Source organism: Rhodoferax sp. GW821-FHT07G04, from assembly GCF_059418585.1.
The window spans coordinates 388187-415062 of record NZ_JBWKQD010000003.1 but is presented as its reverse complement, the minus strand read 5'-3'; the positions used below and the strand labels follow the sequence as shown (position 1 = coordinate 415062).

Genomic DNA, 26876 nt, shown 5'->3' with positions numbered 1-26876 from the left:
CGCAGGCTTGCAAGCCCGTTTAGCCAGGGGCCGCTTCGACGGAACGCGTGCCAGTCAGCAAAGCCCGGTAGGCCGCGATGAAGCCGGCAATAGAAACCGTGGGATCGATGCTGCGCTGAAAGCCCAGGCCTATGCCCATGGTGACGATGGCGGATGCAATCTGGGCTGCGGCCATGGCGGGTTTGGCATCCAGCTCGGCAAGCTGCACCTCTACCAAAGCCGTGGCGGCGCGCATCAGCTTGGCGTTGTGGTCGGCCAGCACGGCGCGCAGGGCCGGGTCGCGCCGGGCATGGGCCGAGAACTCCATTTCCAGTGGCGTCCATTGCCCATCGCCGATGCGCTGCTCGGCCCAGCGCTGCAAGGCCTCAATGCGGCCCTCCACCGACTTGGCCTGGGAAAAGGCCAGCATCAAGGCCTTGGACTCTTCCAGGCGAATGGCGTCTAGCACGGCCATGCACAGCTCGTCCTTGTTGCGGAAGTTGGAATAGACGGCGCCCTTGGAGAAGCCTGCGGCATCGGCCACTTTCTCGATGGAGGTGGGGTGGTAGCCATCGCGCAGGAACAGGGTCTTGGCGGTGTCCAAGAGGCGTTCGCGGGTGAGGGCTTGGCTTTCGGGGCGGCTGAGGCGTGGCATGGCAAAGGCACAAAAAACGTTTGACAGGGTTTTAGTTTAACCATTAGTATTCAGATACCAATGGTATTTGAAAGGCGTATTTGCATGAAAATGAACGACATGCCCCACCTGGACGGCCACCTGCCCGCCAGCGGGCCCAAGCTTTGGGAGGTCATCATCGTGGGCGCCGGCATGGCCGGCATTGGCGCCGCCATACGCCTGCAAGATGCGGGCATCGCCGACTTCCTGGTTCTGGAAAAAGCCGACCAGTTGGGTGGCGCCTGGCGCGAGAACACCTACCCCGGCTGCGCCTGCGACATCCCCTCAAGGTTGTACTCCTACTCGTTCGCGCCCAACCCCCAGTGGTCGCGCACCTTTGCGCGTCAGCCCGAGATCCTGGCCTACCTGGGCCAAGTGGCGTCCCAACACGCCGTGGGTCGCCACATCCACTACGGCGTGGAGCTGTTGGCCGCGCAATGGAATACCAAGGCCCTGCATTGGGACATTGAAACCAATGTGGGCCAGTTCCATGCCAAGGTGTTGGTCTGCGCCACCGGCCCTATCCACGTGCCCAATATTCCAGACCTGCCGGGCCTGGCGCAATTCCAGGGCACGGTCTTCCACTCCAGCCACTGGAACCACAACTACCCATTGCTGGGCAAACGCGTGGCCGTGGTGGGCACCGGTGCATCGGCCGTGCAGTTCATTCCCAAGATACAGCCCGAGGTGAGCCAACTGCATTTGTTCCAGCGCACGCCGTCGTGGGTATTGCCCAAGCCCGACCCGGCCATCTCGCCCGGCATGCGCAGTCTGTTTGCGCGCTTTCCGCTGGCGCAGAAGGTCTTGCGCCGTTTGGAGGCAGCCTGGTTTGAGCTGATAGGCATAGGCTTTCGCCACCCGGCCATCCTCAAGCGGCTGGAGCGCTCGGCTCTGCGCTACCTGCACAAGCAGGTGCCAGACCCAGCACTGCGCGCGGCGCTGACGCCCAAGTTTGCTTTGGGTTGCAAGCGCATGCTGATGTCCAACACCTACCTGCGGGCACTGACACAAGACAATGTGCAAGTCCACGCGACTGCCGTCAGCAAGATATTGCCCAACGCCGTAGTGGGGGCCGATGGATCGGTGGCCGAGGTCGACGCCATCATCTTCGCCACGGGCTTCCATGTCTCAGACCTGCCCATTGCCCAGCATCTGCACGATGGCGCAGGGCGCAAGCTGTCGGATGCGTGGAAGCAAGGCGCCAGCGCCTACCTGGGAACCACCATCGCGGGCTATCCCAACCTCTTCCTGATGCTCGGCCCCAACCTGGGCACTGGCCACTCCTCGGCCTTCACCGTTGTGGAAGCGCAGTTGCGCTACATGGTCGATGCTGTGCAGCAAATGCGCCACGGACAACTGGCCACCATAGACATACGCGCCGACGTGCAGACCGCCTTCAACACGCGCCTGCAAAAGGCCTTGACCACCACGGTCTACAACGCCGGCGGCTGCGCCAGCTACTACATGGACGCCCATGGCCGCAACACCTTTGCCTGGCCCTGGTCCATGCGCGCACTGCAGCGGCACATGCGTGGTTTTGATATGCATAACTACCACACCACCACAACATCGTTCGCAGGCCAGGCCGCGCGGGTGTCAACAACACGTTAGAGGACGAAGAGAGACATGGGCTTGTTTTCAGGGTCAGAGAAATTTCCGGCGATCCGCCTCGACGGCGCGGTGGTCGTCATCACCGGTGCGGGGCGTGGCATAGGGCGCGCAACGGCCGAGGCCTTTGTCGCCAAAGGGGCCAAGGTCTGCATGGGCGATCTGGATTTGGACCAGGTCACGCAGGTGGCGGCGGAGATCGGTGCAACCGCATTTCCCTTCCAGGTGGATGTAACCGAGAAGGCCTCGTTTGCAGCATTCCTGCGTGCAGTAGAACGCCAGATTGGCCCCATCGACATCCTGGTCAACAACGCGGGCGTCATGGCCGCGGGACCGTTCATGGAAGAGACCGACGCCAAGAGCCGCGCCATGATTGACGTCAACCTGTGGGGCCCCATCCACGGCATGCGCCTGGCGCTGCCGGCCATGGTGGCGCGCGGGCGCGGCCACATCGTCAACATCACCTCCATGGCGGGCAAATTCCCCATCCCCGGCGCGGCCGTCTATGCCGCCAGCAAGTTTGGCGCGGTGGGCCTGAGCGTGGTGGTGCGTGACGAAGTGGCCCACACCGGTGTCAGCGTGTCCTCGGTGCTGCCGACTGCCGTGCGCACCGAGTTGATACACGGCATTCCGCTGGGCCGCGGCCTGCCCGTGGTGTCGCCCCGCACCATCGCACGGGCCGTGCTGGCCAGCTGCGAGTCGCGCAAGGCCGAGATCCCAGTGCCTGGCTATCTGGCTTGGTACGACCTGTGGATGGCCATCGTGCCACGGGCCTGGATGCGCGCCTTCCGCACCTGGATCAAGGCCGACCGCATGATGACCGGTCTGGACAAGCAGGCCCGTGCCGACTACGAGAACCGCTTGGTCGCCCATGCCCTTCCCCACCCCTCGCCAGATGCCGAGCCGCGCCGTGCCACCGGAGAATTACATTGAGCAGCACCGCAACAGACCACGGCATGGCACAAGCCATGGCCTTGCTGCGTGGCGCCCGCGAGGCACTGCGCAATGTGCCCCGCCGCCAGCGGCTGCAAGCCATACGCCAGCAAATGGATGCCATGTTTGCCGACCGACAACTGGACGCCTGGTTTCGCCCGGTGGATGCCGGTGGCGTGCCGGCGCAATGGGTGCAAGCGCCCGGTTCGGACGAAAACCGTCGCCTGCTCTACATCCACGGCGGTGGCTTTTATGTCGGCAGCGCCAAAAGCCATCGCACCATCACCGCCAAGCTATCTGCCGTGACCGGCTGCGCGGTGTTGGCCATTGACTACCGGCTGCTGCCCGAGCACCACCGGCAAGACGGCATTGCCGATACGCGCACGGGCTACCAATGGATGCTGCACAACGGCCCTGGCGACAAGCACCGCAAGACCGCTGCGCAGGCCGTCTATGTGGCGGGTGACTCGGCCGGCGGCAACCTCACTCTGGGCCTGCTGCTCTGGCTGCGCGACCAGGGCCTGCGCCTGCCGGATGCGGCCATCGCGCTATCCCCCGTGACTGATTTGTGCCTGCGCAGCCCCAGCCTGCGCAGCAACCTGAAGACCGACGCTATTCTGGGGCCTATCTTCAAACGGCTGCTGTGGCTTCCGCGCGCCGCGTGGCCCCTGATCAACCTATACCGCCATGGCATGCTGCCCAGCAACCCGCTGCTCTCGCCGCTCTACGCCGATCTGCACGGACTGCCGCCGGTGCTGATACAAGCCAGCGAGAGCGAGGTCTTGCTGGACGACGCGCGCCGCTTCGCCAGCAAGGCGGTGGCGGCAGGATCGTCCGTCACGCTGCAGACCTGGCCGGGCATGATGCATGTGTGGCAGATCTTCAATCCCGAACTGCCACAGGCTGAAGAAGCGTTTGAAAAGATCGCACAATTCCTGCGCAGCGCCGGCCCGCGCAACGCACCCCACCAACCGACCGCGCGGAGATGCACTGATGAAACGGTTTGACCGCCTGCTGCCCACCGCGCTGGCGGCACTATTACTGATCGCCGCGCCCTGCGCCTGGGCTGCACCGCGCCCCAATATCGTCGTGCTGGTAGCCGATGACTGGGGCTTCAGTGATGTGGGCGTCTACGGCAGCGAGATTGCCACACCGTCCATCGACGCTCTGGCCCGCCGCGGCACGCGCTTCTCCAACTTCCATGTTGCGGCCACCTGCGCACCCACCCGCTCCATGCTGATGACCGGTGTGGACAACCACCGCAATGGCGTGGGCAATATGCCCGAGACCATGCCCGCCGAGCAGGAAGGCAAGCCCGGCTATGAAGGTGTGCTCAACGACAACGCCGTCACGCTGGCCACGATGCTGAAAGACAGCGGCTACCACACCTACATCACCGGCAAATGGCACCTGGGCAAGGCGCCCAACCAGTTGCCGGGCAATCGCGGGTTCGAGCGCTCCTTCATCCAGGCCGACAGCGGCTCCGACAACTGGGAGCACCGCACCTACATGATGCTGTACGACAAGGCCTATTGGTTTGATCAAGACCGCGAGGTGACTACGCTGCCCGACGATTTCTACTCTTCCAAGTTCGTCATCGACAAGGCCCAGGAATACATTGCCGCCAACCAGCAAGACGGCAAACCCTTCTTCGCCTACATCGGCTTCCAGGCCAACCATATTCCGCTGCAAGCACCTGCGCAATTCGTCTCCAAGTACAAGGGGAAGTACGACATGGGCTGGCACGCCCTGCGCGCGGCACGGCGCAACCGGGCGGTGGAGCTGGGCTTGGTGCCACCCACAACCGGCATGGCTACGCTGGCCAGCACCACCGACTGGAACGCGCTAAGCCCCACCGAGAAACAGCAGCAGGCCCACCACATGGAGGTCTATGCCGCCATGGCCGAAGCCATGGACTTCCACATCGGGCGACTGGTCGCGCAGCTGAAAAAGAACGGGCAGTTCGACAACACCATTTTCGTGTTCTTGTCCGACAACGGCTCCGACCCCGCCGATCCGCTGAACATACCCATCGCCAAAGCCTGGCTGCGCATGAACTACGCCACCGACACCAACCCCCTGGGTGAGAAAGGCACGTTCTCGGCCAATGGCCCCAGCTGGGCCAGCGCCACCGTCGCCCCTTTGAGCGGCTACAAATACTTTGGCAGCGAAGGCGGGTTGCGGGTGCCGCTGATCATCTCGGGCGTACCAGGCGGTGTGCCCGACCAGCAGAGTGGCGCGCTGACTCAGGTCAAGGACATCGTACCCACGCTGCTGGAAGCCGCGGGTGTTGCAGCCCACCAGGGTGTGTACCAAGGCCGCCCAGTGGAGCCCATGGATGGGCGCAGCATGCTGTCGCTGCTGCAGGGCAAGACCGCTGCCGTGTACGGATCGCAGGATGCGGTGGGCTATGAACTATCGGGCTGCCAGGTGGTGTTCAAAGGCAGCTACAAGCTGGTGAAGAACATCGCGCCGCTGGGCGATGGCCAGTGGCACTTGTACGACCTGGACAAAGACCCCGGCGAGGCCAATGACTTGGCAGCGCAGTTGCCGGATGTCGTGACTGACCTGAAGGCCGACTACGCCGCCTATGCCAAAGCCAACCGCGTGTTGCCGATACCCGAGGGCTTTGACCTGCAAGCCGCCGGCTTGCGCTATGCGCTGCATGCTTACGCCCTGCCTAAATTGAGAGCCGCCCTGCCCTATGCGGTCGGCCTTGGCTTGCTACTGCTGGCTTGGGCCCTTCGCAGGCGTCAGAGCAAGCAGCTTGCCGGCTGATCAGGCGCGGTCTCGCAGTTCGCGGCGCAGTATCTTGCCGACATTGCTCTTGGGCAGTTCGGCCATGAACTCCACCTCACGTGGGACCTTGTAGGCCGTCAGGTTCTGGCGGCAGTGGGCAATCAACGCGTCCCGTGTCAGCGTGGGTGATTTCTTGACGACAAAGAGTTTGACCGCCTCACCCGTGCTGACGCTGGGCTTGCCCACTGCAGCCACTTCCAGCACCTCGGGGTGCATCATCACGACGTCTTCAATCTCGTTGGGGTAGACGTTGAAGCCGGACACCAGGATCATGTCCTTCAAGCGGTCCACGATTTTCAGAAAACCGCGCGCGTCCATGACGGCCACGTCACCGGTGCGCAAGAAGCCGTCGGCCGTCATCACCTTGGCGGTCTCTTGCGGGCGGTTCCAGTAGCCCTTCATCACCTGCGGGCCGCGCACGCACAATTCGCCCGATTCGCCCACCGGTAGCGGCCGACCTTGGCCATCCCGTATCGATACGTCAGTCGAAGGCACAGGCAGACCTATGCTGCCGCTGTAGTCCGTCAGGTGGAAGGGGTTGACGGTGACCGTAGGCGAGCATTCGGTCAAGCCATAGCCTTCCACCAGCGGGGCCTTGGTGGTGGCCTGCCAGCGCTCGGCAATCGCCCGCTGCACAGCCGCCCCGCCGCCAACCGCCAGTTTGAGTTGGCTGAAATCCACCTTCGCAAAATTCGGATCGTTGAGCAGGCCATTGAACAGCGTGTTGACCGCCGGCAGCGACACAAAACGGTACTTGGCCAGCACCCGCACAAAGCCCGGGATGTCACGCGGGTCGGACACCAGCACATTGGTGCCACCCAGCCCGATGAATCCCAGGCAGTTGCCCAGCGCGAAGATGTGGTACAGCGGAATGGCCGTGATGCTGATCAGGTCCACGCTGCGGTCCAGAAACGGCTCGCTCCAGACCTGCACCTGTTTGACATTGGCCATGATGTTGCGGTGGGTCAGCATGGCCCCCTTGGACACGCCGGTGGTGCCACCCGTGTACTGCAAAAAGGCCAGATCCTCAGGCGCAATGTCCACAGGCAGAAACGGCGCCCGTGCGCCCTGCTCCAGCGCCTCCAGCAGACCCACGCTGCCGGGCAAGTGGTAGGGCGGCACGGCCTTCTTGACGGTGCGTACCAGGAAGTTGCCAAGCAAGCGCTTGGCCCAGGGCATCATGTCGGCCACACCGGTAACCACCACATGCCGCACCGGCGTTTTGGCGATGACCTTGGCCAGCGTATGCGCAAACAGCTCGATGACCACCATGGCCTCTGCACCCGAGTCGATGAGCTGGTGCTCCAACTCACGCGCGGTGTACATGGGGTTCACGTTGACCACCACATAACCGGCCCGCAACAGGCCAAACAGGCACACCGGGTACTGCAGCACATTGGGCATCATCAATGCAACCCGCGCGCCCTGTGGCAGGCCCAGTACCGATTGGAAATAGGCCGCCAAGTGGCCCGACAGTTCATCCAGGCGCTGGTAACTGATCGCCACACCCGTGGCCCCGCTGATGAAGGCCGCACGTGATGCGTGCTGGCCCACGGCATCGTCAAAGTAGTCGGCGATAGAGCCCAGGGCATGCACATCAATCTCAGCCGGCACGCCGGGCGAGTAACTCTGAACCCAAATTTTTTTCCATATCCACTCCGTTTCAAAGCGCGGCAGAACAAATGCACTGGACAGAGCATAACGCAATAACATACACTAGTGTATTGTTTGTTGGTTTCAATCGATTTTTAAGGGGGTTTCACTATGGCGCCTGGTCACTCCGCGCTGGATCTTCTGGTGGTGGGCAGCGGCTTCTCGGGCTTGTGTCTGGCCTTGCACGCGCAGCAAAAAAGCCTGCGCTGGCGGCTGCTGGAACAAGCGCCCGCGCTGGGCGGAACCTGGCGCGACAACCACTACCCGGGGGCCGCTTGCGACATCCCGTCCAACCTGTATTCCTTCTCCTTCATGCCCAACCCAGACTGGAGCCGCCTATACCCACCACAAGCCGAGATAGCGGCCTATATGAACCGCTGTGCGGACCAGGGCAATATCCGCCACGGCATGCAGTTCAATGCCCGCGTGGTGCGGGCCGAGTGGCTGGCCCGCGAGCATCTGTGGGCCGTGCATCTGGAGGACGGCAGCGTGCTCCATACCCGCACCCTGGCCGTCGGCACGGGTGGGCTGAGCCGCCCGCAAATGCCGGTCATAGAGGGGCTGGACCAATACCAGGGCACGGTGTTCCACTCCGCGCGCTGGCGACACGACGTGCCACTGACGGGCAAGCGCGTGGGCGTCATCGGCACGGGTGCCAGCAGCATACAAATCGTGCCGGCCATTGCGCCCAACTGTGGGCACCTGAGCCTGTTCCAGCGCACGGCGGCCTGGGTCATCCCCCGCAACGATGAGGCGGTGAGCCCCGAGACCCAGGCCTTGTACCGGCGCAGCCCTTGGCGCCAGCGCCTGAACCGGGCGCTGACCTACATCCGGCTGGAGTCGCGCATGTTTGCATTCACCCGCGCGCAGGTTTTGCTGCGCCACTCCGAGAAAAAAGTACATCGCTACATCGCCCACCAGGTGAAAGACCCTGCGCTGCGCCAGCACCTGACTCCCAGTTACCGCTTGGGCTGCAAGCGCATCCTGCTGTCCGACAACTTCTACCCCGCACTGCAACGCCCCAATGTCAGCCTGGTCAACCACGGCGTGGTGCGCGCCACCCCCACCGGCGTGGTAACGGCCGACGGCAGCCACCACGAACTGGATGTGCTGATTGCCGCCACCGGCTTTCAAGTGGCCGATGCGGGCACGCCGTTTGACATCGTAGGCAGCAACGGCACAGACCTGAACGCCGTGTGGGCCAAGGGCCCGCAGGCCTATCTGGGCACCGTGGTCCACGGCTTTCCCAATCTGTTTTTGATGACAGGCCCCAACACGGGCCTGGGCCACAACTCCATGGTCTACATCATCGAATCCCAGACCCGCTTTGTGATGGCCGCCATCCAAGCGCTGCGGACCCAAGGCGTAGCGGCCTTTGATGTGAAGGTCGACAAACAGCAGCGCTTCAACCACAGCCTGCAAGCACGCTTGCAAGGCAGCGTATGGAACACCGGCGGCTGCAAAAGCTGGTACCTGGGTGCCGATGGCAAGAACCGGGCCCTGTGGCCGGACTTCACGTTCCGCTTCCGCAAGGCGCTGTCGCAATTTGACTGGGCCGCTTTCCAGCCCCTGGGAACGCTGGCCTGAGAGCCCTGGTAGCTAGGGCCTGTTCACACTATTTTTGCGAGTGCGAATGGGGTTAAAACGGCACCAATCTAGGCGTGCGACGACGCCCAGACTGGCCGTCTGGGCTAGAAGCGCAACGACGGGTGGCGCTGTTTTAACCCCCATTCCCTTCGGGTTGCGGCCAAAAAGGCTGTGCGCGGCGTTGCGAAGCCTTGCCGGGGGAAACCCCGGCTGCGTTTCGCGCCTTGCGCACAGCCTTTTTGATCCGCAACGCATCTCGCAAAAATAGTGTGAACAGGCCCTAAGGCTACCGGGCTGCTTTGCGTGCCAAGGGCTTCCAGTGCAACAAGCCGAATAGCAGGGTCAGCACGACGCTGACCCATAGCGGCCCGGCATAGCGGCGCACGTAGCGGAACATCAGCACCGCTTCCACCGCGTGCGCGACCAGTAACGCTAGCGCCAGCCATTGCATCGCTGTACCAACACCCGGAGGCAACAAGCCCACCCACGCCACAACGCCCAACCCGTAAATCACCAGACACGCCAGTTTCAAAGTATTTTTCATAAGCCCTCAAGCATCAGTACACTTGTGTATTGATTTGCAATTTAAAACCAAGGGAGGGCCTATGACTGTCGCCAAGAAGACTCGCAAGCGGGCCACCGCGCCCCGCCTGGGTCGCGACGATTGGCTGGACGCCGCCTTTGACGCCGTCGTCGACGGCGGCCTGGACAGCGTGCGCGTGCTGCTGCTCGCCCAGACCTTGGGCGTGTCACGCGGCAGCTTCTACTGGCACTTCGCCGACCATGCCGAGCTGATGCGCGCCCTGCTGGAGCGCTGGCGGCTGCGTGAGACCGAGATCGACAAGGACGTGCGCGCCCAGTCCACCGACGACCCCGTGGCCGATCTGGACCGTTTGCTGGAAGCGGCCCTGGCGCACGCGGGGCCCAACCGCGAGAACATACGTTTTGAGATGGCGCTGCGTGCGCAGGGCCGGCATGACGCAGACCTGGCCGCCATGCTCAGCGCGGTGGACCAGGCCCGCATGTCCTTGTTCCAGCAAAAGTTTCAGCGCATCACCGGCGACACCAACGCGGCCACCGAATTGGCGCTGTTGTTTTATCTCGCGATTGTGGGCAGCAACCAGGCCCTGAGCCGCCCCAACACCCTGCCCCGCATGCAAGACTACCTGCAGAGCCTGATCACCAAATACCTGATCCAACAACAAGTCGCGCAAAAGACCTGACTGGCAAGGAAATGGTTTTTAATGCACCATCGCGTGCGCCGAACACCAAGCCCGTTTCCAGGAGACACCATGCCATCTGCGGATGCATTGAACCGATTCATTGCCCAGGTCGAATCCAACGCCCATGTCGAGGCCATTGCCGCCTTCTACACACCCAATGCATCCATGCGCGAGAACAACAACCCGCCGCGCGTAGGCCGCGACACGCTGATGGCAGGCGAGGCCGCCACCCTGGCCAAGGCCCGCTCCGTGCATTCCACCTGCGTGCACCCCGTTTTCGTGAACGGCGACCATGTGGTCATACGCTGGATTTTCCAGTTCGAATACCTGGACGGCAGCCGCACCCGCCTGGAAGAGCTGGCCTACCAGCGCTGGGATGGTGACCAGATTGCCGAAGAACAATTCTTCTACGACCCCAAACAACTCAAACCCCAAAACCCATAAAAACGGAGACCCGCCATGGAACTCAACATCAACGGCAAACCCACCCCGGTGGACGCCGACCCCAATATGCCCTTGCTGTGGGTGCTGCGCGATGTGCTCAACATGACCGGCACCAAGTTCGGCTGCGGCGTGGCCGCCTGCGGCGCCTGCACGGTGCGCATAGACGGCGAAGCCACCCGATCCTGCGTGATGCCGGTGTCTGCGGTGGAGGGCAAACGCATCCAGACCATTGAATCCCTGGGCACGCCCGACAAACCCCATGCACTGCAGGCCGCATGGATCGCCGAGCAAGTGCCGCAATGCGGCTACTGCCAGAGCGGCATGCTGATGGCCGCCGCCGCGCTGTTGGAGGCCAAACCCAAACCCACCGATGCCGACATCGACGAGGCCATGCGCAACATCTGCCGCTGTGGCACCTACCAACGTGTGCGCGCCGCCATCCACCGCGCCGCCGGCGCAACAACAGGAGCCGCAGCATGAAGCGCCGCACACTGCTCTTGAGCGCGCTGGGTGCCGTTGGTGGCATCAGTGCCTTGGTCGTAGGCTGGGGCGTGCTGCCCGCCCGCTCGCGCCTGGGCACGCCCGACATGATGCTGCCCACGCAGGGCGACGTAGCCCTGAATGGCTGGATCAAGATTGCGGCAGACGGCAGCGTGGTGCTGGCCATGCCGCGCAGCGAAATGGGCCAGGGCGTGCACACCGCGCTGGCCATGCTGGTGGCCGAGGAGCTGGATGTGCCCCTGGCCCGCGTGCGGTTGGAGCAGGCCGGTGCCGACAAGATTTATGGCAATGTGGCCATGCTGCTGGGCAGCCTGCCCTTCCATCCACTCGACTCCGAAGAAGGTCATCAGACCACTACCGTCAAGGTCGGCCATTGGGTGGTTGGCAAGATCGCCCGCGAGTTGGGCATTGACGCCACCGGCGGCTCGTCCACGATAGCCGATGCCTGGGAGCCCCTGCGCAACGCAGCAGCCACCGCTCGCGCCAGCCTGGTGGGCGCCGCCGCTGCAGAGTGGAAGCTTCCGGCCCAGGAATTGAGTATCAAGGATGGCGTGGTGTCGCACGCATCCGGCAAGACTGCGCACTACGGTGCACTGGCGAGCGCTGCTGCCGGCACGGCGCCCGGCACCGTTACACCCAAGGACCGCAAGGATTGGAAGCTGATCGGCAAGCCCGCGCCGCGCACCGACATACCCGCCAAGACCAACGGCACCGCCCAATTTGGGCTGGACGTGCGCCTGCCCGGCATGCTGTATGCCCAGGTGCGTATGGCACCCATGCTGGGTGGCACGGTGGCCAGCATCGACTCCAAGGCCGCGCTGGCCATGCCCGGTGTGGAACGCCTGGTGCAGTTGGACGCGGCGGGCGGCTCCACCGCCGGCTTTGCCATCGTGGGCAAGACCACTTGGCATGCCCGCCAGGCCGTGCAGGCGGTGGACGCCAAATGGCAGCAGCGCGCCCAAGGTGCACTCGACACTGCGCAGATTGAGGCCCAACTGCTGGCCGTCCTGCAACCCGGCGCAGGCAACACCTTCTTTGAGAAAGGCAAGGCAGCCGATGCAGAAGCCTCGGCCGCGCGCAAGGTGGAGGCCACCTACTACGCGCCCTATCTGGCCCATGCCACGATGGAGCCCATGAACTGCACGGCCCAGGTCAAGGATGGCAAGGTGGAGATATGGGCCCCGACCCAGGTCCCCAATATGGCCCGCGCCATGGCCGCCAAGGTTGCAGGCGTGGACATTGACAAGGTCACGCTGCACACCACGCTGCTGGGTGGCGGCTTTGGCCGCCGCCTGGATGTCGACTTTGTCGCCCAGGCAGTGCGCGTCGCCATGGAATGCGGCGGCAAGCCGGTGCAACTGGCCTGGTCGCGCGAAGAGGACACCACGCACGACTTCTACCGCCCCATGCATGTGGCCAAGCTGCTGGCGGCGGTGGATGCCCAAGGCGCCGTCAGCAGCCTGCGCATCCAATCTGCCGGCGACGCCATCAGCCCGCGCTGGATGGAGCGCGGCCTGCCCGCCCTGTCCGGCCCCATCGACATGCCGGACAAGACGGCGTCCGAAGGCCTGTTCGACCTGCCCTATGGCTTTGCCAACCAGCACATGTCGCACGTGGCTACGCGCATGGGCGTGCCAGTGGGTTTTTGGCGCTCGGTCGGCCATTCGCACAACGCCTTCTTCTCGGAAAGCTTTATGGACGAGCTGGCCGCCGAGACCAAGCAGGACCCGGTGGCCTTCCGCAGCGCGCTGCTCAAGGACGCGCCCCGCTACCTGGCCGTGCTGAAGCTGGCGGCGGAGAAAGCGCAATGGGGCACGCCCCTGCCCGCAGGCCGCGCCCGCGGCGTGGCCTTGCACGAATCCTTCGGCAGCATCGTCGCCGAGGTGGCCGAGGTGTCGCTGCAAGACGGCAAGCCGCGCGTGCACCGCGTCGTGGTGGCCGTGGACTGCGGCACCGTGGTCAACCCCAACACCGTGGCGCAGCAGATGGAAAGCGCGGTCATCTTTGGCCTCACCGCCGCGCTGTACAGCAAGATCGACATCAAGGACGGTGCAGTGCAGCAGACCAGCTTTCCCAGCTACCCCATGGTGATGCTGGACCAAGCCCCGGTGGTGGAGACCTGGATCGTCCCCAGCACCCGCGCGCCCGCCGGTGTGGGCGAGCCCGGCGTGCCGCCGCTGGCGCCGGCTGTGGCGAACGCGCTGTTTGTACTGACGGGCAAGAGGGTGCGGCGACTGCCCTTGGCAGCCTGATAACCAAAGGCTTTAGAGGCGCTATCAATTAGGTAGCGCAATAGGCATGTTCCACGAGGGCTAGCGGCCAGTTTTCCAAATGTGACTGGGCGCAAAACGCAGTTGCCCTGGTGGCGCCCCAGGCGTACACTGGCCTTCGGCTGCAGACACCCGCGCGGCACGTAACGCGCCTCGCCACGGAGGTACTCACCATGCATACGACCGTCGCACGTTCGCTGCTGATTGGGCTGCTGCTTCCGTGCGCAGACGGTATGGCGCAGACAATGCCCACCCTCATCCAGAACAGCACGGGCTACACCCTCAGGATTCCCTACCTGGAATTCAGCCCCGGCGGCACCAAGCAGGCCTACACGGCCAAGGCCACGACCACCGATTTGTCCAGCTTTAGCGCCGATGCGGGCTCGGTCGCGTCCGTCGCCGTGCAAGCCGGCATCAGCAACTCCACCACGCTGCAGCAAAGCGGCAGCACCTATGTGCTGGCCTTTCCCTACGTAGAGGTGGATGGCTTGGCCCCGGCCTACAGCGCAAGCCTCAGCAGCACCAACCTGACGCAGTGGAGTGTGGTGCCCAGCTCGGTGGCCGTGGTGGCCACGTCCAACACACTGGCCCCGCCCACCGGTGTGGCCGCCAGCAACCCCAATGTGCAAACCGTGGGCGCTTTCAGCTTTGGATCGTCCAGCAAGCTCAGCGCCACCTGGACCGCGCCTACCGGCTTTACCGTGCACCACTTCGAGGTCATAGGCACGGAGTCCGTGGGCGGCACACGCACCAGTGTCAGCGCCAACGCGGGCGACACGTCTGCCACGCTGACCGGGCTCAAGGCCGCCACCGCCTACCGCGTCATGGTCCGGGCCTGCCAGAACGCCGCCTGCAGCCTCTATGGCGCCGCGGCACCGGTGAGCGCCACCACGGCCACCGAATACTGGCAACTGCAAGGCAGCGGCGCCAGCGTCGGCGGCCTGACCAAAGTGGTAGCCGACAGCAACGCCCGCCTCAGCGCCACGCGCATTGGCGGCGACGCCGGCACGGCCAATGCAGGGCGGGTGCAGTTCTACTACGGACCCATGGCCAGCCCCTCGTTGTCGGTCGCGGTGGGCAGTGCGGTGGCCACCGCCGCCACGCCCAGCAGCTACCTCAGCTTTACCAGCAAAGTAGGTAGCTCCGGCCTGGTCACGCCGGCTGCATCTTCCGCGCCGCGCGACATTGCCAGCATCGCCACCGGCCAGGGCGTGCCACTGGCAGCCAACCTGGGCAACAAAATCCGCCTGTTTTTTGAAGCGACTGGCAGTGACAACAAGACACGCATCTTTTCCATCGATAGCAAAGACGGCTTTGTGGGTCAGGACTTCAACAGCGGCGCGGCGCTGACCTGCGCCACCGACGCCGATTACGCCAGCACTGGCGGCTGCGCGCCCACGCTGGTGATCGGCGTGGAAGGTGATGCCAACGGCGTGAGCAACTTGCGCATCAAGAATGCGCGCCAGAACAAGGTCGCCTTCCCCACGCAGGCCGACTGGCGCTGGGATGGCGCGCCCGGCGCCTTCATGGTGTTCACGACCGACAGTGTGAGCAACTGTAGTGCAGTGCAGCAAAACCATGGCTACGCGGTTTGGGACGGCACGCGCTGGAACGTGCGCTACCGCGCCGACGGTTGCCCCAAGCTGTTCACCAGCGCCCAGGCCTGCCTGCCGATGCACCTGGGCGGCGCGCGCTACAAGATGTATTGCGGCGACCCGTCCATCATGGCGGGCAAGGTCACTGGCTCCAGCCTACCCTTCCTGGGGCCCAAAAAGCTGATGTACGCCGACGGTAGTGGCACGGGGGCCGATGCTACGGTGGAGTTTGAGGATTGGGAAGCCCAGACTGCCTCGCGCGACATCCACTTTCTGTGGCCGGACGGCACCAAGCTGGACGACCGGGCCGAGGGCTATATCGACGACTACCACTTCCTGGCGCCCACCGGCAGCCTGGACCTGCAGGTGGGCTACCTGACCATCACCGACGGCTCCGTCGTGCCTTTTGGGGTAGCGGCCATCCTGCTGAACCCCTGAATAGACGCCTGCTTTCGGCAGGCGCTCCCCTATCAGAATAAGTAGTAGCAGTCTGGCAAAAACTGTCGCAGAATGTGATCCAGTAGGCTCGTGCAGACCATGCCACGGCGGCAGATGGTGTGCGGCTTACGGCTCGGGGGGCAATAACATGATGCTATTTGCCGACGAAGACGATTCCACGCTGCTGGTCTCTCCCGATTGGCGGCCCAAGGACACTTGGTGCGTGCTGATGGTCGACGACGATGCCGTCGTGCACACCGTAACCCGACTGGCCCTGCGCGGCTACGAATTCCGGGGCCGATCACTCGAATTCATCAGCGCCTTCTCTGGCGAAGAAGGCCGACAGGTTTTCGAAGACCGCGATGACATTGCCGTGGCCCTCGTAGACGTGGTGATGGAACGCGACCGGGCCGGCCTGGAGCTGGTGGACCATGTGCGCCACACACTGAACAACCACCGCACCCGCCTCGTCCTGCGCACCGGTCAAGCTGGCTTGGTCAACCCACAAAGAGGCATAGACCAGTACGAGATCGACGACTACCGGGAAAAGACTGAGCTGACGATCCAGAAGCTGAGGGCACTGTTGGATAGCCAACTGGGGGCGTACCAGGTGTCTGAGCTGGTGCAGTAGGCGCGTCGGGTCAGGCGTCGCCAACACCCGTGCTGGCGGCCTCAGACGCACCGGACTGCCGGCGCAACTGCGCAAGCCCATCCAATGCCCGCTGGCTGGACGCTTGGCGCGGGTCATTCAACTGTTGCCGGATGCTGAGCGCCTCGGAGAAGTGGGCGTGGGCTTGGTCCCAGCGACCTTGTTCGACCAAGCTACGACCCCAGTGCTGCAAGACAAAGGATTGCAGGCGCAGCCAGCCTCCCGCGCAGCTCAGCGCCAAAGCCTTGGCGAAGATATTGTCGGCCTCGTCCCGGCGGCCCAAGTACTGCAAAGCGGTCGCGTAGGCATTCCAAAACCAGCCAGCGGGCTCCTCGGCAGGAAGTGACTCGGCCAAGGCGCAATGCTGCTGCATGACCTGCAGCGCCTGGGCCTCTTGCCGGGCCGTGGTGAGCATGCCGCCCAAGTCGCCCGCGTGGTCCACGATAGCCACCGACGCACCGGCCTCGACAGCTGCGGCCAATTGGGTGCGCATTTCTCGGATGCTGGCTTCTAGGGCGCTTGCATCCGGTGCGCCGAAACGCTGGAACTCGGTGGGTGTTGTAGGCCTGCCTTGGTCAGTGGATTGAGGGACAGTCTCACCCTCAGGCCGGTCTCTGGCAACCAGGGCCAAGTAGCTTTCAACGGTGTTGCCTCCAAGTGGCTTCACCATGACCCGCACGGTGACCACCCGCGCGCCCATTTGCGTGCCCGGCCGGTCACGCAAAGGCACATAGCCCTGCGCCGCCCAAAAGCGCTCGGCCCGCGTGTTACCCACGACAACGCCCAGGCGCATCCAGGCCGCACCGCCTTCTACCGCCCACTGCTCCAGCCCCGCGTAAAGGGTCTGCGCATCGCCGGAGCCATGGCGCGCGGTCGCCACGATTAAGGTTCCGATATGAAACACAGAGACGGCCAACAGATCCGTGACGACGTTTGCCATGGCGACCAGTGCGCCTTGGCGATCCGCATAACCGACAACCCATTTTTTCGTGAACTGCATCCCCGCTGGCAACTCACGCGTGATTTCTTCCAGAGCCTCGCCCGGACCCGCGGGCTCACCGCAAGTGCTTAGGAAGTAGGCCGGGTTGTCGTCGAAGAATGTTTGTAGAAGCGGTGCCTGATCGGCCGACAGCTCGATGACGCTGAGGTCTGGGATGGGAGAGGTGGGCAAAGTGAGTGTTGGCATCTTGATCGTTCTCAGGTGTTGATCAGCATGGAGCTGTCGGCAAGCGGCAATATCTAGCGCTCCAAAGGCACCGCAGCCGCCATCACCGGGTCCGCATACGCCACACCGCCAAACCAGAAGTCTTTGGTGCCCACGTCCACGAAACCCCAGCGCTGATAAAAATTGCGTGCAACCTCGTTGCGGTCGTAGACACCCAGCCAGATCGTTTGGCAATCCGCCTGCCGCGCCACCGCATGCGCGGCGCGCATCAGGGCTGCGCCATAGCCCTTACCAACAACAGCTTGGCGCAGGTACAGCCGGGCTAGCTCAATGGGCGCAGGACCGCTGACGCAGGGTGGAGGCTCGGAACGCGTGACATGTGCATACCCCACGTACTGCCCATCGCCCTCGGCCAAGGCCACCAGCAATACAGACGCCGGGTCTTGCACCATGCGCGCGACGGTCTCCGGCCTGAAGGCCTCTGCCACATAGGCCTCTATGTCGTCCGCGTTGTCGAGCAGGCGGTAGGCATCGCGAAAGGTGTCGCTTGCCAACTCCACCAGCGCATCCACGTCGTTCAGTGTGGCTTGGCGAATGATGAGAGGCTGGGTATACATGGGGCATGTGGTGCGAAGGTGCCGCAGTTGTACCAGAATGGGGTGAACCGAGGAACCTGCAATGAACAACAGCACTAAGTATGTAGCAGCTTACGCCGGCGCCTTGGTCGCGATGGTGGCACTGGACGCGCTGTGGCTGGGGTTGATTGCCAAACCCTGGTACCAAGAAGGCATTGGGCACCTGATGGCCGGGCAGCCCAAAGTTGCCGCAGCGGCCTCGTTCTACATGGTGTATCCGTTGGGCCTGGTCATCTTTGCCATCAAACCGCAAACGGGCGGTGCGGGCTGGGGCCCGACGATGGCACAGGCTGCGCTATTTGGCTTCTTCACCTACGCAACCTACGACCTGACCAACCTGGCCACACTGAAAGACTGGCCGATGGACCTGGCACTGATCGACATGGTGTGGGGCGCCTTGGTCAGCGCTGCGGCCGCCATGGGTGGCAAGGCCGCAATGGACAAGACCAGTCGGAGCTGATCCGTTTGTTTTCTGGCTAGCTGAAGACGGCATCGCCGGTGTGTGCGCCGCAGCACGGAGGTGGGTGCCCGCCTGGCAGATGATCGGTCCCCATGGTAAATAGCTTGTCAGGGCGCGGTGCGCTGTCTTCGGTTGCGGCGATGTGCGTGCAAACCTTCCGCGCCTGGTCAGATGACTACGTGCCCAGCATGGGCGCAGCGCTAGCCTACTACACCATGTTTTCGCTGGCACCGCTGCTGCTGATTGTGGTTGCAATAGCGGGATTCGTCTTTGGCCAGGATGCCGCGCGGGGCGAGATAGAGGCGCAGCTGCGCTCCCTGGTCGGCGAAGGCAGCGCCGTGGCGGTGCAAGAGCTGCTCAAAAGCGTACGCAGACCGGCACCCGGTGTGGCGGCGACGCTGGTGGGCCTGGGGCTGTTGCTGGTCGGTGCGACAACGGTCTTTGGCGAACTGCAAGACAGCCTCAACCGCATCTGGAAAGTTTCCGTGCCCAGCAAGGTGGGGGGCTGGATCAAGCTGGTGCGCACGCGCTTGTTGTCGTTTGGCATGGTGCTGGCGCTGAGCTTTCTGTTGATCGTCTCGCTATTGGCCAGCGCCGCTCTGGCGGTGGCTGGGCGGTGGTGGGGGCCGGCCTTCGGCCAATGGGTTGTCTTGGCCCAGACCGTCAATGCGGTGAGCAGCTTTGCCGTGGTTGCCGCGTTGTTTGCGTTCATCTACAAGGCCATGCCCAATGTACATATCCGCTGGGGCGACGTATGGGTTGGCGCTGTGGTGACGGCCACGCTTTTCACAATCGGTAAATACCTGATCGGACTCTATATTGGCCATAGCTGGGTGGTCTCTGGCTTCGGCGCGGCGGGTTCACTGGTGGTCGTGATGTTGTGGGTGTACTACTCGGCACAGATATTTCTGATCGGCGCGGAGTTCACATGGATCTACGCCAATACCTATGGCTCACGCCGCCCAGAGCGCGTTCACCCTAGTACGGGGCCGATGCGCCAGCACTACCTGGATACTATCAAATAGCTAGCACCAACCCTTTATTTCACGAGGGCTAGCGACAAATTCCCTAAAGTGCACCCTCACCACAGCACCTGCAGCGAGCCCTGCACCACCCGGTAACCCCGCGTGCCCATGGCGCGTGCTTCCGCCTCGTCGTGGGTGACCAAGAGTGCGGCCATGTTGAACTCAGCAATGCGCTGGCGAAACTCTTCACGCAGTTGCAGGCGCATCTCGGCGTCTAGCGCCGAGAAGGGCTCGTCCAGCAGCAGCACGCGCGGGCGGGTGATCAGTGCACGGGCCAGGGCTACGCGCTGCTGCTCGCCGCCCGATAGCTGGGTCACACGGGCGCGGGCAAAGGCCTGCAGGCCGAAGCGTTCCAGCATGGCGCAGGCCTGCGCGCGCGCGTCGGGCTTGCGAAGGCCCTGCTCCACCAGGCCAAAGGCCACGTTGTCTTGCACGTCCAAGTGGGGGAAGAGCGCGAAGTCCTGAAACATCAGCGCAAAGTGGCGGCGCTCAGGGGCCTGGGTGGTGATGTCTTGCCCGTCGAAGCACACGCGGCCCGCATCTGCGGGCTCCAAGCCCGCCACAATCTTGAGCAGCGTGCTCTTGCCGCTGCCCGACGGCCCCAGGATGGCCACGGTCTCGCCCGGAGCAACGCAGAGGCTGACGTCGCGCAGCAGAGCCCGTGCATGCCAGTTTTTGGAAAGTGTGTGCAACTCAAGCATGGAGAAAATCCTTGGCATCGGGATCGCTGGCGTCGCCCGCCACAGGCGCAGCCCACTCAATCACCACAAAGGCCAGCAGCGCCAGCGCCATCAGCAGACAAGACAGCACCAGCGCCGCATCGCGGTTGGTGGCGCCAGGGCGCCCCAGATGCTCATAGACCAGCGTGGTCAGCGTGGCCCACTCAGGGCGCGACAAAAACAGCGTGACGGCAAACTCGCCGACGGCAGTGGCCGCCGCAAACGCCATGCCGCGACGCAGCGCTGGGCGCAGCAGCGGCAGCGTCACGCGCCAGAACACACGCCATGGCGAGGCACCCAGCACGCGCGCAGCCTGTGCCAGATGCACCGGCATGCTGTCCAAACCTGCGGCCAGGGACTTGGCGACGAAGGGATAGGCCAGCAAGGCATAGGCACACACCAGCAAGCCCAGGCTGGCCGTCCACTGCGGGTACAGCAGCAAAAGGCCGAAGGCCACCATGACGGGTGACACCACGAAGGGCAAAAACACCAGTGTGCGCAGCAGCAGGGACCGTCGCGCGGCCATAGCATGGGCCACACCCAGCACCGTGGCCAGGGCTACGGCCAGCGTGGTAAAGCGCAGGCTGTTCCACAGCGCGGCCAGCGTGTCCGCATCCCACAGCACGCTCCAGGCCATGGCACCCGCTGCCACAGCACGCCAGACGATGGCCAGCAGGGGCGCTGCGCAGAACAATCCCAACACCAGCAAAGCCGCCCACAGGCTGATCCACTGCCAGACACCCTGGGGCCTGCGCCGAGCCATGGTGTCTGCACGCGCCGGTGTGGCCAGACGCCGTTCAATGGCGGCATAGGCCAGGGCGACCAGGCCGGTCAGCCCAACCATCCACAGCGCCAGCGATGCGGCCTGCGCCAGTTGCAACTCGTGCGCGACCAGTGTGTATATCTCCACCTCCACCGTGGCATAGGTCTGCCCGCCCAGCACCAGTGCCAGGCCAAAGCCGCAGGCGCAGTACAAGAACACCAGGCACATAGCCGACGCCAGCCACGGCGCAATGGCCGGCCACTCGATGCGCACAAACACCCGCCACGGCGTAGCACCCAGCGTGCGCGCCGCAGCCATGCGGGAGGCGCTGACCTGGCCCAGCGCTTCGGTGGCCGCACGCACCACCAGGCACAGGTTGAAGAACAGGTTGCCGTAGACCAGTAGCCAGGGGCCGCCTTGCAGGTCGGGGCCACCCCAGGTATGCAGCAGGCCTTGCGGCCCCAACAGGGCCAGCACACCCATGGCAGCCACCAGCGTGGGGACGACAAAGGGCAGCATCAGTGCGCGCAGCACCAGGGTGCGGCCGGCAAATTCAAACCGCGCCAAGATCCAGGCCACGGGCAGGCCCAAGGCCAATGCGGCCACGCAGCACACGGCCGCCTGCAGCAAAGACCAGCCCAGGCGCCAGCGCAGGTAGTCGTCTTGCAGCGGCGCCAACAGCGAGACCTGCCCACCCTCCAGCAGCAAGCGCAGCGCAGGCGCCACCAGCACCACCAGCAAAAAGCCCAGTGGAACGGCGGCAACAGCCCAGCGTGCGCGGTGGGTCACGATGGCTACTTCAACACCACTTTGGTCCAGCGCTGCACCCACTCTACGTTCTTGTCAGCCATCGCCTGCCCGGGCGGACTGTCGTGGGTGCTGGGCTCGACTGCGTGGCGCAGCGCATCCACGCGCGAGACCGCAGGGTCAGCGGGAAACATCCACATCTCGGTCTGCAGGCCCTGCTGCGCCGCGGGTGAGCGCAAGAATTCAATGAAACGGACGGCCGCTGCGCGCTCCTTGCCACCCTTGACCAGAGCCACGCCCTCCACTTGGCGGAATACGCCACCAGGCAGCGACAGGCTGGCCGTGGGTGGCTCGGCCAGCTTGGTCTTGCTGAAGAACAGCTCGGCGGCCGGGCTGCTGGCGTAGCTGACCACCAGCGGATAGGCACCGCCGCTGTGGGTGAAGTCGGTGTAATAAGCCTCGCTCCAACCCTTGGCGACTTTGACGCCATTGGAGCGCATGCGGGCCCACCAGGCAAAGGCTTTTTCCTCGCCCAAGGCGCCCACCGTGGCCAGCAAAAAGGCGTTGCCGGGGCTGGAAGTAGCGGGGTTCTGAACGACTAACAACTTGGCATAGGCAGGTTGCACCAAGTCATCCAGCGATTTGGGCAGGGCCAGACCCTTCTTCGCAAACCAGGCCTTGTCGTAGTTGAGCGTGACATAGCCATAGTCCACCGGCACCAGGCCCGTGGGCAGGCTGACATTGGAGGCACCTGGGGCAGGCTTTGCCGACGGACCTTCGTACGCATCCAGCACCTGCGCGCCCAGGGCCTTGCCCGCCAGCACGTTGTCGATGCCAAACACCACATCGGCAATCGGGTTGGCGCGGGTCAGTATCAGCTTGTTCAGCATCTCCCCCGCATCGCCCGCCTTGGTGATGCGCAGTGTGACGCCGGCGTCTTTCTCGAACTGGGCCAGCAAGGGCTTGGGCAGCGCGAAGGACGCGTGGGCCAGTACGCGCAGCTCGGCAGCGTGAACTGCAGCCCCGTTCAGCGCAACCAGCAAGCCAACGATGGCCTTGCCTACCAACACAATCATTCCTTTTTTCATTGGGTTCCACTTTTCATGTTGGGTCGGCGCAAAGGCATCATGCTTCTTCCACCACGTCCGTCACCATGCCCCATTTCGCAAACTCGGGCGCAAAGTCGGCCAGTGCATGCAGGCTTACGCAGGGGTAGGCGCCGCTGGTCATGGGCTCGCCACCGGCCAAGCGCCGTGCCAGCAGGGTGGCGGCCATGCAGGGGATCTCGGGGCCGTGGCCATTGTCGGCCGCAATATGCCATGCGCGCTTGGCGGCTTTGCCGGCAGCATCCAACCCCGACACACGCACCACCATGCCGCCCAGCGCCGAGCCCAAGGGGTCGAACAGCTTGGCGCTAGCATTCAGCACACCCGCCAGCGCCGCAGGGTTTTTCAGCAAGCCTATGCGGCGCAGCCACGCCAAAAAGGCGAACGCACGCTGCGACAGCCCAACCTCCAGCGCGGCCCTGAAGTCCACGCGGTCACGCACGCGGTAGTGCGTGGGGAACAGCTCTAGATCGGGGATATCGCACAGCGCCGCCAGCCGTGGCCGAAGGCGCTGGAACGCCACCCGCGTCGGGCGGGCCCATCCAATCTGCGTTTGCCACTGCCCGCCCCGCCAAACCTGGATGGGACCACCGCAGTAGCTGAGCACCGCGCGCAAGGTGGCCACGCCGCGTGGGGCGGTCTGGGCCGGGCCTATGCAGATGTCTAGCGTATCCATGCGCTGCCAGCCGGCGCACAGCGCATCCACTACGGCCGACGACAGGGCTGGCACCGTGCTGGCGCCGGTAATGGCGACGCGGCCTGCTGCGGTGAAGGCTCTGTGTAGAGCTGCAGAAAAGTCACAAACAAACCGCCGGCCATCGGCCAGGTCGATGTAGTGCACACCAGCCTCTGCGCAGGCCTTTGCAACACCATAGTCCTGGCCCTGGAACGGCCCCGCCGTATGGATCAGCAGGCCCACACCCTGGTCGCGCAGCGACCGCACAAAGCCCACGCCGTGCATATCCACCGCAACACCCCGCGCACTGCCGCCCGGCAGCGCCGCGGCAAAGGCGGCGGCTTGCGTCCCATCACGCCCGGCCACCAGCAACTGGATGCGTGCATCACCGGCCAGCGCGCGGCAGATGCGCGCGCCAAAATTTCCGTAGCCCCCCAACACCATGACGTTCATCGCTGTATTGTCCCTCTAAGAGCCTGTTCCAAATTGCCAACACTACAGGCCGGGCGCTGCGGCGAATCCCATCACAATCAGGCCATGTATTCACCGCTAGGGCCTTTGCTGCTCACTTTTTCCTGGCAGGAGCTGCGCCAACACCCGTGGCGCAGCGCTGCGGCCGTGGTGTCGGTGATGCTGGGCGTGGCGCTGGCATTTGCGGTGCATGCCATCAACGCCTCGGCCCTGGACGAGTTCGCGCAGGCGGTGCGCTCGGTCGGTGGCCAGCCAGACCTGGAGCTACGCGCCCGCGCCGGCCCCATGGCCGGCCTGGACCAGGCGCTGCTGGCCCGCATGCTGCACCATCCCGATGTGGCACTGGCCAGCCCCGTGTTGGAAATCAGCTCCCACGCGCTGAACACGAACACACCGCCCGCCACAACCAGTGGCATGAACCCGTCACCGCGGTTGCTGCTACGCCTGGTTGGCGTGGATGCCCTGCAAGTGGGCCAACTCAGCCCGGACTTGTTACCCCTGCCCGATGCCAACGCCGACCGCCTGGACATCTTTGCGCCCGACGCCGTGTTCCTGAATGCCAGCGCGCGCCGCCGCATCGTGGGCGACACCGTGCAATTGCAGTGGGGCCTGCAGATCAAGACCGTGCGCGTGGCCGGTACGGTGCGGGCTGCGGGGCCGCCGCTAGCCGTGATGGACATTGCCGCCGCGCAAGATCTGTTTGAAAAGGCGGGACGCCTGAGCCGCGTAGACCTGCGCCTGCGCGCGGGCGTGGACCGTGCGGCCTTTGTGCGCTCAGTGCAGGCGGCTTCAGACTGGCCGGCCAATGCCCAACTAGTCGAGCCGGGCGACACACTGGAACGCATGTCCACACTGTCGCGGGCCTACCGCGTCAACCTGACGGTGCTGGCACTGGTGGCCTTGTTCACCGGCAGTTTTTTGGTGTTTTCGGTGCTGGCACTGAGTGTGAGCCGGCGTGCACCACAGTTGGCCTTGCTGGGTGTGCTGGGCCTGACCGGTCGCCAACGCCTGCATCTGGTCTTGCTGGAGGCCTTGGCGCTGGGATTGGTTGGCAGTGCGCTGGGCATTGCCCTGGGCACCGGGCTGGCGGCCCTGGCCTTGCGCCTGCTGGGGGGTGACCTGGGGGGTGGCTATTTCTCCGGCGCAACGCCAGCCCTGCAATGGAGCCCCGGGGCGGCTGTGGTGTTTGCGGCCTTGGGCGTTCTGGCCGCGCTGGTGGGCGCCTGGTGGCCGGCCCGTTGGGCGCAGGGCCTGCCGGCTGCGCAAACACTGAAAGGCCTGGGCAGCGCGCAGACCACGCAAACCCATGGGCTGCTGGCAGCAGTCCTGATGGTTGGTGGCGGTCTGTTGGCAATGGCGCCGCCCGTGTGGGGTGTGCCGCTGGCCGCCTATGCCAGCGTGGGCCTGATCCTGGTAGGCGGCATTGCGGGCCTGCCATGGCTGGTGGGCGTGGTGCTCGACCGCGTGGCGCCCTGGGTGGCCCGGCAGCCCCTGCCCTTGCTGGCGGTTGAACGGGCCCGGCGGGTGCGCGGCAGCGCCGCCGTGGCGGTGAGCGGCGTGGTAGCCGCGCTGAGCCTGGCCGTGGCCTTGACGGTGATGGTGGCCAGCTTCCGAACCTCGATCACCCAGTGGCTGGACACCGTGCTGCCCGCTGCCTTGTATGTGCGCAGCGCCAGCAGTGCCAGCACGCAGGACACGGCCTACTTCGAGCCCGCCTTTGTGCAAGCCGCCGCGCGCCTGCCCGGTGTGCAGCGCATTGCCACGCAGCGCAACCAGCAGTTTCTGCCCGACCCCACCCAACCGGCCGTCACGCTGATCGCCCGCCCCCTCGCCGCCAGACCACCCCAAGGCGAGGACGGCCCACTTGGGGGGCAGCCCAGCACACGCAGTGGCAAGCGGGAGGGCGTGCTTGGCCTGCCGCTGGTGGGCGACCCGCTGCCCGTGCCACCCGGCCAGATCGGCATCTATGTCAGCGAGGCCATGGTCGACCTGCATGGCGCCCGCCCGGGCACGGTCTACGCACCCCTGTCTGAGCATTTCAAGGCGCTGGCCCTCGAAAAATATAACAGTACAGCTACTTTTTTCATAGCAGGCGTATGGCGGGACTATGCCCGGCAGTTTGGCAGCATCGCCATGGAGCAGGCCGACTTCGAGCGCCTGACCGGGGACCTGCGCGTCAACGACTTGTCGCTGTGGCTGGAGCCCGGCACGGACCTGCCCGCGCTGGAGCAGGCGCTGCGCCAACTGGCCAACCAGCAGGCGCATACGCCGGGTGGCGAGGCCGGGCGGTTGATGGACTTTGGCTCGGCAGGCGAGATACGCGCCACCACGCTGCGCATTTTTGACCGCAGCTTTGCCGTGACCTATTGGCTGCAGGCCGTGGCCATTGGCATTGGCCTCTTCGGTGTGGCGGCGTCCTTCAGCGCCCAGGTGCTGGCGCGGCGCAAGGAGTTTGGCCTGCTGGTCCACCTGGGCCTGACACGTCGCCAGGTGCTGCGCGTGGTCGCCGCCGAGGGCATGGCCTGGACGACGCTGGGTGCCCTGGCCGGCATAGGCCTGGGCCTGGCCGTGGCCGTGGTGTTGGTGCATGTGGTGAACCCGCAGAGCTTCCACTGGAGCATGGAATTGACACTGCCCGGCCTGCGCCTGGTGGCCCTGGGCGCGGCGGTCATCGTCGCTGGCACACTTACGGCCTGGCTGGCAGGCCGCGCGGCCGCAGGGCGCGATGCCGTGCTGGCTGTCAAGGAGGATTGGTAA

The 26876-nt window shown here is 64.5% G+C and carries 23 protein-coding genes; 14 read left to right on the top strand and 9 right to left on the bottom strand.

Annotation, left to right across the window (positions count from 1 at the left end; all coding sequences use genetic code 11):
• Positions 1-19: 19 nt before the first annotated feature.
• The gene (locus AC07OO_RS19200; protein ID WP_495083742.1) at positions 20-634 is read right to left on the bottom strand and encodes a TetR/AcrR family transcriptional regulator; all 615 of its coding nucleotides are present in this window, start codon (positions 632-634) and stop codon (positions 20-22) included.
• 84 nt (positions 635-718) lie between these two features.
• On the opposite strand from AC07OO_RS19200, the gene AC07OO_RS19195 reads away from it, so the two are divergent.
• Genes AC07OO_RS19195 through AC07OO_RS19180 form a run of 4 tightly spaced genes read left to right on the top strand, consistent with a single transcriptional unit; the run spans position 719 to position 5971 of the window.
• The gene (locus tag AC07OO_RS19195) at positions 719-2263 is read left to right on the top strand and encodes a flavin-containing monooxygenase (RefSeq protein WP_495083741.1); all 1545 of its coding nucleotides are present in this window, start codon (positions 719-721) and stop codon (positions 2261-2263) included.
• Positions 2264-2278: 15 nt separating this feature from the next.
• On the top strand, positions 2279-3193 hold the full coding sequence (locus tag AC07OO_RS19190) for an SDR family oxidoreductase (RefSeq protein ID WP_495083740.1): 915 nt from the start codon (positions 2279-2281) through the stop codon (positions 3191-3193).
• Positions 3190-4200: an alpha/beta hydrolase gene (locus tag AC07OO_RS19185; RefSeq protein ID WP_495083739.1), complete on the top strand. Its 1011-nt coding sequence runs from the start codon at positions 3190-3192 to the stop codon at positions 4198-4200. The genes AC07OO_RS19190 and AC07OO_RS19185 overlap by 4 nt, the downstream gene beginning before the upstream one ends.
• Complete coding sequence (locus tag AC07OO_RS19180) at positions 4187-5971, top strand: arylsulfatase (RefSeq protein WP_495083738.1); 1785 nt, start codon at positions 4187-4189, stop codon at positions 5969-5971. Before AC07OO_RS19185 ends, AC07OO_RS19180 begins: the two co-directional genes overlap by 14 nt.
• On the opposite strand, the gene AC07OO_RS19175 is transcribed toward AC07OO_RS19180, so the two are convergent.
• On the bottom strand, positions 5972-7645 hold the full coding sequence (locus AC07OO_RS19175; protein WP_495083778.1) for an AMP-binding protein: 1674 nt from the start codon (positions 7643-7645) through the stop codon (positions 5972-5974).
• A 111-nt stretch (positions 7646-7756) separates the two neighbouring features.
• Here AC07OO_RS19175 and AC07OO_RS19170 point away from each other — a divergent pair, with 111 nt between their 5' ends.
• Complete coding sequence (locus AC07OO_RS19170) at positions 7757-9232, top strand: flavin-containing monooxygenase (protein ID WP_495083737.1); 1476 nt, start codon at positions 7757-7759, stop codon at positions 9230-9232.
• 286 nt (positions 9233-9518) lie between these two features.
• Here the strand turns inward: AC07OO_RS19170 and AC07OO_RS19165 are convergent, their stop codons facing one another.
• Positions 9519-9776 carry a hypothetical protein gene (locus AC07OO_RS19165; RefSeq protein ID WP_495083736.1) on the bottom strand — a complete coding sequence of 86 codons (258 nt, stop codon included), beginning with the start codon at positions 9774-9776 and terminating at the stop codon, positions 9519-9521.
• Positions 9777-9837: 61 nt separating this feature from the next.
• Here AC07OO_RS19165 and AC07OO_RS19160 point away from each other — a divergent pair, with 61 nt between their 5' ends.
• The 6 genes from AC07OO_RS19160 to AC07OO_RS19135 all read left to right on the top strand — a co-directional run bounded on the left by AC07OO_RS19160 (position 9838) and on the right by AC07OO_RS19135 (position 16334).
• On the top strand, positions 9838-10455 hold the full coding sequence (locus AC07OO_RS19160; protein ID WP_495083735.1) for a TetR/AcrR family transcriptional regulator: 618 nt from the start codon (positions 9838-9840) through the stop codon (positions 10453-10455).
• Positions 10456-10524: 69 nt separating this feature from the next.
• Positions 10525-10899, top strand: coding sequence for a nuclear transport factor 2 family protein (locus tag AC07OO_RS19155; protein ID WP_495083734.1), 375 nt, complete (start codon positions 10525-10527; stop codon positions 10897-10899).
• A 15-nt stretch (positions 10900-10914) separates the two neighbouring features.
• Positions 10915-11379 (top strand): (2Fe-2S)-binding protein, encoded by a 465-nt coding sequence (locus AC07OO_RS19150; RefSeq protein WP_495083733.1) that lies wholly within the window; start codon positions 10915-10917, stop codon positions 11377-11379.
• Positions 11376-13652 carry a xanthine dehydrogenase family protein molybdopterin-binding subunit gene (locus AC07OO_RS19145; RefSeq protein WP_495083732.1) on the top strand — a complete coding sequence of 759 codons (2277 nt, stop codon included), beginning with the start codon at positions 11376-11378 and terminating at the stop codon, positions 13650-13652. The genes AC07OO_RS19150 and AC07OO_RS19145 overlap by 4 nt, the downstream gene beginning before the upstream one ends.
• Before the next feature lie 191 nt (positions 13653-13843).
• Positions 13844-15703 carry a fibronectin type III domain-containing protein gene (locus AC07OO_RS19140; RefSeq protein WP_495083731.1) on the top strand — a complete coding sequence of 620 codons (1860 nt, stop codon included), beginning with the start codon at positions 13844-13846 and terminating at the stop codon, positions 15701-15703.
• A 148-nt stretch (positions 15704-15851) separates the two neighbouring features.
• Complete coding sequence (locus tag AC07OO_RS19135; RefSeq protein WP_495083730.1) at positions 15852-16334, top strand: hypothetical protein; 483 nt, start codon at positions 15852-15854, stop codon at positions 16332-16334.
• A gap of 10 nt (positions 16335-16344) precedes the next feature.
• On the opposite strand, the gene AC07OO_RS19130 is transcribed toward AC07OO_RS19135, so the two are convergent.
• The gene (locus AC07OO_RS19130) at positions 16345-17538 is read right to left on the bottom strand and encodes a GNAT family N-acetyltransferase (protein WP_495083729.1); all 1194 of its coding nucleotides are present in this window, start codon (positions 17536-17538) and stop codon (positions 16345-16347) included.
• Between the two features lie 53 nt (positions 17539-17591).
• Positions 17592-18134: a GNAT family N-acetyltransferase gene (locus AC07OO_RS19125; RefSeq protein WP_495083728.1), complete on the bottom strand. Its 543-nt coding sequence runs from the start codon at positions 18132-18134 to the stop codon at positions 17592-17594.
• 61 nt (positions 18135-18195) lie between these two features.
• On the opposite strand from AC07OO_RS19125, the gene AC07OO_RS19120 reads away from it, so the two are divergent.
• Together AC07OO_RS19120 and AC07OO_RS19115 are read left to right on the top strand one after the other, a co-directional pair.
• Positions 18196-18612: a DUF2177 family protein gene (locus AC07OO_RS19120; RefSeq protein WP_495083727.1), complete on the top strand. Its 417-nt coding sequence runs from the start codon at positions 18196-18198 to the stop codon at positions 18610-18612.
• A gap of 92 nt (positions 18613-18704) precedes the next feature.
• A complete protein-coding gene (locus AC07OO_RS19115; protein WP_495083726.1) occupies positions 18705-19637 on the top strand; it encodes a YihY/virulence factor BrkB family protein in 933 nt (310 codons plus the stop codon).
• A gap of 56 nt (positions 19638-19693) precedes the next feature.
• On the opposite strand, the gene AC07OO_RS19110 is transcribed toward AC07OO_RS19115, so the two are convergent.
• The 4 genes from AC07OO_RS19110 to AC07OO_RS19095 are packed head-to-tail and all read right to left on the bottom strand — an operon-like array spanning position 19694 to position 24101.
• The gene (locus tag AC07OO_RS19110) at positions 19694-20338 is read right to left on the bottom strand and encodes an ABC transporter ATP-binding protein (protein ID WP_495083725.1); all 645 of its coding nucleotides are present in this window, start codon (positions 20336-20338) and stop codon (positions 19694-19696) included.
• Positions 20331-21950 (bottom strand): ABC transporter permease, encoded by a 1620-nt coding sequence (locus tag AC07OO_RS19105; protein WP_495083724.1) that lies wholly within the window; start codon positions 21948-21950, stop codon positions 20331-20333. Before AC07OO_RS19105 ends, AC07OO_RS19110 begins: the two co-directional genes overlap by 8 nt.
• Complete coding sequence (locus AC07OO_RS19100; protein WP_495083723.1) at positions 21914-22954, bottom strand: thiamine ABC transporter substrate-binding protein; 1041 nt, start codon at positions 22952-22954, stop codon at positions 21914-21916. Before AC07OO_RS19100 ends, AC07OO_RS19105 begins: the two co-directional genes overlap by 37 nt.
• Positions 22955-22991: 37 nt before the next feature.
• Positions 22992-24101 (bottom strand): saccharopine dehydrogenase family protein, encoded by a 1110-nt coding sequence (locus AC07OO_RS19095; RefSeq protein WP_495083722.1) that lies wholly within the window; start codon positions 24099-24101, stop codon positions 22992-22994.
• An 84-nt stretch (positions 24102-24185) separates the two neighbouring features.
• On the opposite strand from AC07OO_RS19095, the gene AC07OO_RS19090 reads away from it, so the two are divergent.
• The gene (locus AC07OO_RS19090) at positions 24186-26876 is read left to right on the top strand and encodes an FtsX-like permease family protein (protein WP_495083721.1); all 2691 of its coding nucleotides are present in this window, start codon (positions 24186-24188) and stop codon (positions 26874-26876) included.

What these genes read in the sequence shown, in the direction of transcription:
- AC07OO_RS19160 (WP_495083735.1), top strand. Translation starts at nt 9,838, where the DNA reads ATGACTGTCGCCAAGAAGACTCGCAAGCGGGCCACCGCGCCCCGCCTG.
- AC07OO_RS19100 (WP_495083723.1), bottom strand. Translation starts at nt 22,954, where the DNA reads ATGAAAAAAGGAATGATTGTGTTGGTAGGCAAGGCCATCGTTGGCTTG.
- AC07OO_RS19180 (WP_495083738.1), top strand. Translation starts at nt 4,187, where the DNA reads ATGAAACGGTTTGACCGCCTGCTGCCCACCGCGCTGGCGGCACTATTA.
- AC07OO_RS19190 (WP_495083740.1), top strand. Translation starts at nt 2,279, where the DNA reads ATGGGCTTGTTTTCAGGGTCAGAGAAATTTCCGGCGATCCGCCTCGAC.
- AC07OO_RS19095 (WP_495083722.1), bottom strand. Translation starts at nt 24,101, where the DNA reads ATGAACGTCATGGTGTTGGGGGGCTACGGAAATTTTGGCGCGCGCATC.
- AC07OO_RS19155 (WP_495083734.1), top strand. Translation starts at nt 10,525, where the DNA reads ATGCCATCTGCGGATGCATTGAACCGATTCATTGCCCAGGTCGAATCC.
- AC07OO_RS19145 (WP_495083732.1), top strand. Translation starts at nt 11,376, where the DNA reads ATGAAGCGCCGCACACTGCTCTTGAGCGCGCTGGGTGCCGTTGGTGGC.
- AC07OO_RS19115 (WP_495083726.1), top strand. Translation starts at nt 18,705, where the DNA reads ATGGTAAATAGCTTGTCAGGGCGCGGTGCGCTGTCTTCGGTTGCGGCG.
- AC07OO_RS19135 (WP_495083730.1), top strand. Translation starts at nt 15,852, where the DNA reads ATGATGCTATTTGCCGACGAAGACGATTCCACGCTGCTGGTCTCTCCC.
- AC07OO_RS19090 (WP_495083721.1), top strand. Translation starts at nt 24,186, where the DNA reads ATGTATTCACCGCTAGGGCCTTTGCTGCTCACTTTTTCCTGGCAGGAG.
- AC07OO_RS19130 (WP_495083729.1), bottom strand. Translation starts at nt 17,538, where the DNA reads ATGCCAACACTCACTTTGCCCACCTCTCCCATCCCAGACCTCAGCGTC.
- AC07OO_RS19165 (WP_495083736.1), bottom strand. Translation starts at nt 9,776, where the DNA reads ATGAAAAATACTTTGAAACTGGCGTGTCTGGTGATTTACGGGTTGGGC.
- AC07OO_RS19110 (WP_495083725.1), bottom strand. Translation starts at nt 20,338, where the DNA reads ATGCTTGAGTTGCACACACTTTCCAAAAACTGGCATGCACGGGCTCTG.
- AC07OO_RS19200 (WP_495083742.1), bottom strand. Translation starts at nt 634, where the DNA reads ATGCCACGCCTCAGCCGCCCCGAAAGCCAAGCCCTCACCCGCGAACGC.
- AC07OO_RS19195 (WP_495083741.1), top strand. Translation starts at nt 719, where the DNA reads ATGAAAATGAACGACATGCCCCACCTGGACGGCCACCTGCCCGCCAGC.
- AC07OO_RS19125 (WP_495083728.1), bottom strand. Translation starts at nt 18,134, where the DNA reads ATGTATACCCAGCCTCTCATCATTCGCCAAGCCACACTGAACGACGTG.
- AC07OO_RS19140 (WP_495083731.1), top strand. Translation starts at nt 13,844, where the DNA reads ATGCATACGACCGTCGCACGTTCGCTGCTGATTGGGCTGCTGCTTCCG.
- AC07OO_RS19120 (WP_495083727.1), top strand. Translation starts at nt 18,196, where the DNA reads ATGAACAACAGCACTAAGTATGTAGCAGCTTACGCCGGCGCCTTGGTC.
- AC07OO_RS19170 (WP_495083737.1), top strand. Translation starts at nt 7,757, where the DNA reads ATGGCGCCTGGTCACTCCGCGCTGGATCTTCTGGTGGTGGGCAGCGGC.
- AC07OO_RS19150 (WP_495083733.1), top strand. Translation starts at nt 10,915, where the DNA reads ATGGAACTCAACATCAACGGCAAACCCACCCCGGTGGACGCCGACCCC.